Annotated in this window: 4 protein-coding genes and 1 tRNA gene; all 5 read right to left on the bottom strand. The window is 38.1% G+C overall.

What is annotated here, in order from left to right:
• Window positions 1-54: 54 nt before the first annotated feature.
• On the bottom strand, window positions 55-972 hold the full coding sequence (locus HMPREF0693_RS11585; protein WP_004245589.1) for a bestrophin family protein: 918 nt from the start codon (window positions 970-972) through the stop codon (window positions 55-57).
• A 255-nt stretch (window positions 973-1227) separates the two neighbouring features.
• Window positions 1228-1911, bottom strand: coding sequence for a DNA-binding protein (locus tag HMPREF0693_RS11580; RefSeq protein ID WP_239664452.1), 684 nt, complete (start codon window positions 1909-1911; stop codon window positions 1228-1230).
• 548 nt (window positions 1912-2459) lie between these two features.
• Window positions 2460-2536: transfer RNA gene (locus tag HMPREF0693_RS11575), tRNA-Ile, on the bottom strand.
• 382 nt (window positions 2537-2918) lie between these two features.
• On the bottom strand, window positions 2919-4775 hold the full coding sequence (rpoD, locus tag HMPREF0693_RS11570; protein ID WP_004245586.1) for an RNA polymerase sigma factor RpoD: 1857 nt from the start codon (window positions 4773-4775) through the stop codon (window positions 2919-2921).
• Window positions 4776-4965: 190 nt separating this feature from the next.
• Entirely contained in the window at window positions 4966-6714 is a 1749-nt protein-coding gene (gene dnaG / locus HMPREF0693_RS11565; RefSeq protein ID WP_004245585.1) for a DNA primase, read from the bottom strand.
• Window positions 6715-6804 lie beyond the last annotated feature (90 nt).

Raw genomic sequence — 6804 nt, 5'->3', positions numbered from 1 at the left:
AGTTAGTTTAATTTAATTAACACTGCCTTTTTTTATTTGTTTTTATTTTATTAATTACAATAAATTATAATATTGGTCGGGTTTAACTTTGATGGGGAGTGGGGTGATATCTTGCATCTCTAATAAATTCCTTTCTATGGTGTTACATATTGCATTTAATGGTAAGTCATTGGCAGAAACACCGAATGGATCTTCTAACTCTTCAGCTAATGAGTCCCAAGATAAAAAAGTATAAGAGATAAATACGGAAACAAATGGCGTCATATAGTGGAGATCGGCAACCAATGCAAAAGGTAGCAGAGCACAGAATAGATATACCGTACGTTGCAATATGAGCGTATAGGCAAAAGGTACAGGAGTATTTGAAATACGTTCACAGCCACCCAATACATCAGATAAGTTATTAATATCTTTATTAATTGATTGAAAGATAACATCACTTATTACTTTGTTATCTCGCAATTCGCCAATTTTTAGGCCAATATGCAATAAAATCCGATTAGTGGGGTAAGGGCTATTCATTATCTCATCAAATAAAGGTCGGGGTAAGAGGCGATAGAGATCGACCATTGGGTTTGTTTTTCTTAGCTCATGTTTTAGACTCCAACTAAAAGCAATAAGTAGATTAGAAAAGTCACGATTAAATTGTTTATCTTCCGGTAATAAGGCTTTTATATTTCTTAATATGTTGCGATGGGTAATTAACATATTTCCCCATAATGTCCTTGCCTCCACAAGTCGGCTATAACTTGCATTATTTCTAAAACCAAGAAATATTGCGATAGCAATACCTAATAAACTAAATGGGGCAACAGTTAAATGAATACCTAATAACTCATACCATTGATAAACCAAAATAGCGATAATAGACATTGCAATATTAAGACATAAGCGAAAGATTATTTTTGATAGCACTGAACCGTGCCAATCAAATAACCGAAAAAACCAGTGTTGATTAGGACGTATGACCATAATAATAGTGATATAAAAAGAAAGTTTGTTAAGTTATTATCGCAATAAAATAAATAATAATCTAATTAATTCTATTGAAAGATTAAGGTTGTTATATCAACAATATAGTTGATATAGCCCAGTCCGAAAGTTCAGACTTTCATAATACACTTAATTTCTTTCCTCATCTTCAGAAAGGGAATAATTCAAATGCTGAACCAATGGGGTATTTTCAAAAAAAACTTAAGATTTTTAAGTTTGTTTTTGTCCATCACTTCAAACCCTTATAATTCCATTCTCTTTTCTTATGTATTCAATACAAATATTCAAAAGACCTTCAGTGACATAACTCAGAAATGCAAGCTCTTCATCTAGCCACTGGCGTAACTGTTCTTCGGTAACAGAATAAACCTCATTATCAAAAATTTGAGATCCTTCGTTTTCTTCATTAACATAGCACCCGATCACTTCATCAAATAAAACCGTGCCTTTAAACTCGTTATATAAATCCATATCTGTACACATCCGCTCCAGTGGGAGTAATTCCTGCGACCCAAAATAGTCATCCAATTCTTCATTGGTATAAATAGCGGATTTGAGAATATGTTTCCATACATGTTCTGGACAGTATTTTTTTGTATTAATTAAACTAAATCGTTCTAGCCCGCTTTCTTCGATGGGTTCTGGATAGATAGTAATGAAAGCGGAGTATGTAAAAGTAAATTTTTTGCGTAATAGCTCCATTAATAACGGATTTACTTTTTCATATTTTTCATAATCAGTGTGTAGGGATTCAAGCATTGTTCTTAAGGTTATGAGACATTGGCATTTTTCAAAAAGAGTTTTGCTTATTGTTGTTGCATAAACAGCTTGCTTTGCTTCTTTTTCATAATCTTCAATATTGTTATACTCTTTGAAGGTTTTAAAATTCTTTTCAGTTATTGTATTTTTTCTTGCCAACCATAAAACTCTAATCCTGCAAATAACCATCAAAACAATTAGAAATAACAAAAAACCAAGAAAAAAATACATACCGACCCTTATAAAATAATAATTACAATTTTTTATAATAATATAATACTTACCTTAAATTAATTATATTTTTTATGTAGTTAAAAAAACAAAAATCTGGTTTTTATATTGGAACGATTTACCTACATCTCCATCAAATTTCGTCAGTAGTAAGGAGGGGGATCTGTATATGCTGAGCACAGTTTGTCACAAATACACCAAACTACATGGTCGGTTTTGTGATGCGCTTCCGCGTGCTGGCGAACTGTCCGTTAAGCTGGTGGCTATAGAGATTTTTGAAACTGAAATGAATTACAAATATATTGGGGAAAATTAGCATGACATACTTTGAGAAAATAAAAGTTGTCGTAACATGTCATGAAAAAAATTAGGGCAGTAAAAAAATCTCAGGGGACAAAAAGGGGGCAATAACCCTTAGATACAAAAAAGCCACTTACTAAGAAGTGGCTTAATATGCTGATTTAACAGCTAAAATTTGGTGGCCCCTACTGGACTTGAACCAGTGACCAATCGATTATGAGTCGACTGCTCTAACCAACTGAGCTAAGGGGCCTTAATGGTGTGAGATTATACGTGCCATTTGAGGCGAGGTCTAGCCTTTGTGTGACTGTATGCGCAATTTGTGTTCAATATAGAGCAGAAAAAATAAATTAAATAATAATCTTTTATTTCAATGAGATAGTCTAAAAAGAAAGACTTGATGAGTAAAAAATCGACAAGGGTAAAAATAAAAGGGTGATTTTTTGTAAATAGAGGTAGAAAAAATCAGCAGATTTTTAGCGAAAACGATAGCGGTTACTTAAGATAGACCAAAAGAGAATAGGGATGATAAAAGCAAATTATCAGCGCTGGAAACAGATATGGTTTAGACCGGATAATAAAAAACGCCTGTGAGGCACAGGCGTTTGTATTACTACCAAAATCAAAGAGATTGATTATTCATCAAGGAAGCTACGTAGCACTTCAGAACGGCTTGGGTGGCGTAATTTACGCAACGCTTTTGCTTCAATCTGACGGATACGTTCACGGGTAACATCAAATTGTTTACCCACTTCTTCCAATGTATGGTCGGTATTCATATCGATACCAAAGCGCATACGCAGGACTTTAGCTTCACGCAGTGTTAAACCACCTAATACTTCGTGTGTCGCTGAACGTAAGCTTTCTGATGTTGCTGAATCCAGAGGTAATTCGAGGGTAGTATCCTCGATAAAATCACCTAAATGTGAATCTTCATCGTCACCAATTGGGGTTTCCATGGAGATAGGCTCTTTAGCGATTTTTAGTACCTTACGGATTTTATCTTCAGGCATCAGCATACGTTCTGCAAGCTCTTCTGGTGAAGGCTCACGTCCCATCTCTTGCAACATTTGGCGCGAGATACGGTTTAGCTTATTAATCGTTTCAATCATATGTACCGGAATACGAATGGTACGTGCCTGATCGGCGATTGAACGAGTAATAGCCTGACGGATCCACCATGTTGCATAAGTTGAGAACTTATAACCACGACGATATTCAAATTTATCAACCGCTTTCATTAGACCAATATTCCCTTCCTGGATCAGGTCAAGGAACTGTAGACCACGGTTGGTATATTTTTTCGCGATAGAGATAACTAAACGTAAGTTCGCTTCGACCATCTCTTTTTTCGCACGGCGTGCTTTTGCTTCACCGATAGACATACGACGGTTAATATCTTTAACCTGTTCGATTGTCAGTCCTGTTTCAACTTCAATTTGCTGTAACTTTTGTAAGCTACGTTGTACTTCTTCTTCAATACCTGCCAGTTTTTCAGACCAAGGTTTATTCATCGCACGAGCGGCAGTAAACCATGTGTCATTAGTTTCATTTCCTGTAAACAGAGTAATGAAGTTTTTCTTAGGCATTTTGACCTGATCAACACAAAGACGCATGATGTGACGCTCTTGAGCACGGACTCTGTCCATCATTTCACGCATGTTGTTAACCAGATAATCAAACTGTTTTGGCACTAAGCGGAACTGTTTGAAAATTTCTGATAACTGTAAAATTTCCAGTTCGGTATCTTTATGATTACGACCTTTGGCCTTAATAGATTGACGCGTTTTTTCGTACTGTTCACGAAGCTCGGTGAATTTTTGGCGAGCAAGTTCAGGATCGATGCTGTTATCATCATCGCTATCACTGTCTGTGTCGCTATCTTCATCTTCGTCTTCATCTTCGTCATCGGCGCTGTTGTCGATTTCATCGTCGTCTTTGCCTAAATTGACATCATCACTTTCTGCCACTTCTTCGGCATTAGGGTCAATAAAGGCAGTAATTAAATCAGAAAGACGCGCTTCACCGGCTTCAACACGATCATATTGTTCAAGAAGATAAGTGATTGCTTCAGGATATTCAGCAACTGAGCATTGAACTTGGTTAATACCATCTTCAATGCGTTTTGCGATATCAATTTCACCTTCCCGGGTGAGCAGTTCAACGGTTCCCATTTCGCGCATATACATACGCACAGGATCGGTTGTACGGCCAATTTCAGATTCTACACTAGAAAGTACCTGAGCAGCGGCTTCGACAGCATCATCATCAGTGTCATTTGAATTTTCTGCCAACATCAGATCATCGGCATCAGGTGCTTCTTCCATGACCTGAATGCCCATGTCGTTAATCATCTGGATGATGTCTTCGATTTGATCTGAATCGACGATATCTTCCGGCAGATGGTCATTGACCTCAGCATAGGTCAGGTAGCCTTGCTCCTTACCTTTCGTAACAAGTAGCTTCAGCTGTGACTGCGGGTTTTGCTCCATAAGACGGTATCCACACTTCAAAGTAATTTGGGTTGGTGTCGGTCGGCGATAAACGGTTCAGCCAACAATAACTACGGAGGGGCATTTTCATTGTCGATTGCTACGATCCCCTCAGCGTAGCAAATGTAGGTTATTTTTTATACCTACCGATAGCGGCAATTAAGCCGTGTTTTTAATCTTAATTTAGGTTTTACTTTTTAACGCGAGCCTGTATTATCAATTGGACTTCTTCGCGTTCATTTTGTGTTAGACCTTCAGTTCTCTCTTTGGCAATGAGGGCGTTTAAACGTTCATCCATTGCGGTTAAAAAGAGATGATCTAACGTATCTGTAAATGTTTTTTCAGCTATCTCATCTATATCTATATCGTTCCACATCGCCAGTTTTTCAAGTTGTTTACCGAATTTATTCTCTCGATAGAGTTCGATAATCTGACCTGTATTCAAGCCTGGCTGCGCTTGGCAAAGAGAAACTAATTCAATAAAAAGCGATAAACCCGCTATTTTTTCTGTATTTAGCCCCTCAAGCGGTGGCACTAATTGGCAAAACTCGGGATTTTGTATCAACAAGGCAATTAAAATACGCATTGGTGTAGTACGTAGTTTTGTCGGTTGATACGATGTTTCGTGATGTAGCGAGTTTCTACCAAATAAACGATCCATCTGCTCAATATCGGGATTTCCCGTTAAATTTCCAAGCTCTCTTAATAAATATAGACGTAAAGTCTCACTTGGGATCTGATCAATTAATGGGCGCGCTAAACTATAGAGTTTGCCATTGCCTTCTTGGGTGCTCAAATCCACTTGTGGAACCAGCGAATCAAATAAAAACTCAGATAAAGAGTGTGCTTGTTCCATTCGTTTTTCAAATGCCTCTTTCCCTTCGCGGCGAACCAGTGAATCAGGATCATCGCCTTCAGGTAAAAACATAAAACGTAAAGAACGGCCATCGTTTAAAAAAGGCAGTGCAGTTTCTAATGCTCGCCATGCGGCATCTCGTCCTGCTCTATCACCATCATAGCAGCAAATAACGTTATCCGTAGTTCTAAACAGCAACTGGATATGCTCTGCGGTTGTTGATGTACCCAACGAGGCGACAGCATAATCAATACCAAACTGCGCTAATGCCACAACATCCATATAACCTTCAACCACTAATAACTTAGCTGGGTTAGGGTGAGTGTGTTGTGCTTCATAAAGCCCGTAAAGTTGGCGGCCTTTATGGAAAATCTCTGTTTCTGGGGAGTTTAAGTATTTGGGTAAATCATCACCTAATACACGTCCACCAAATGCAATAACACGACCTCGTCTGTCTCTAATCGGAAACATAACGCGCTGACGAAAACGGTCATAAGTGCGACCTTTATCGTTTGTTATTACCATTCCTGCTTCAAGTAACAGGGCTTGATTATCGGGATTTTGCCCAAAACGTTTTAGGATATTGTCCCAACCCGTAGGTACAAAGCCGATAGAAAAGCGGGTAATAACCTCTTCACTTAGCCCGCGATGCGCAAGATAATTTCTTGCTTCCTGAGCGTCAGGGGTATTGAGGGTGCTTTTGTAATACTGATTCAATTTCTCCATCACTTGATAGAGATTTTGTCTTATATGTCGCTCAATCGGGCTACTGCCAGTTCCTGATTCATAAGGAACTTCTAACCCATGCATTGCTGCTAACTCTTCAATGGTTTCGACAAAATCAAGTCTGTCGTAGTTCATCAAAAAATCAATAGCATTGCCATGCGCACCGCAACCAAAACAGTGATAAAACTGTTTGTCGCTATTTACTGTAAAAGAGGGCGTTTTTTCATTATGAAACGGACAACACGCTGAATGATTTTTGCCTTGTTTTTTAAGCGGCACACGAGCGTCGATAAGATCGATGATATCGGTTCGTGCTAATAAATCATTGATAAATGAACGTGGAATTCGTCCAGCCATAAGCCCTTTTACGCCTGTTGTTGAACGAGAATAAGCCGCGCTCTCATAAGAAAGCACGGCCTTTTAACTGCGACTACAGTGTCTGCATAA

The organism is Proteus mirabilis ATCC 29906 (genome assembly GCF_000160755.1).
Lineage (GTDB): Bacteria > Pseudomonadota > Gammaproteobacteria > Enterobacterales > Enterobacteriaceae > Proteus > Proteus mirabilis.
This window is presented reverse-complemented; position numbering and strand designations above follow the sequence as displayed.

Coding starts and splice junctions, on each gene's coding strand:
- HMPREF0693_RS11585 (WP_004245589.1), bottom strand. CDS start 972: ATGGTCATACGTCCTAATCAACACTGGTTTTTTCGGTTATTTGATTGG.
- rpoD (WP_004245586.1), bottom strand. CDS start 4,775: ATGGAGCAAAACCCGCAGTCACAGCTGAAGCTACTTGTTACGAAAGGT.
- dnaG (WP_004245585.1), bottom strand. CDS start 6,714: ATGGCTGGACGAATTCCACGTTCATTTATCAATGATTTATTAGCACGA.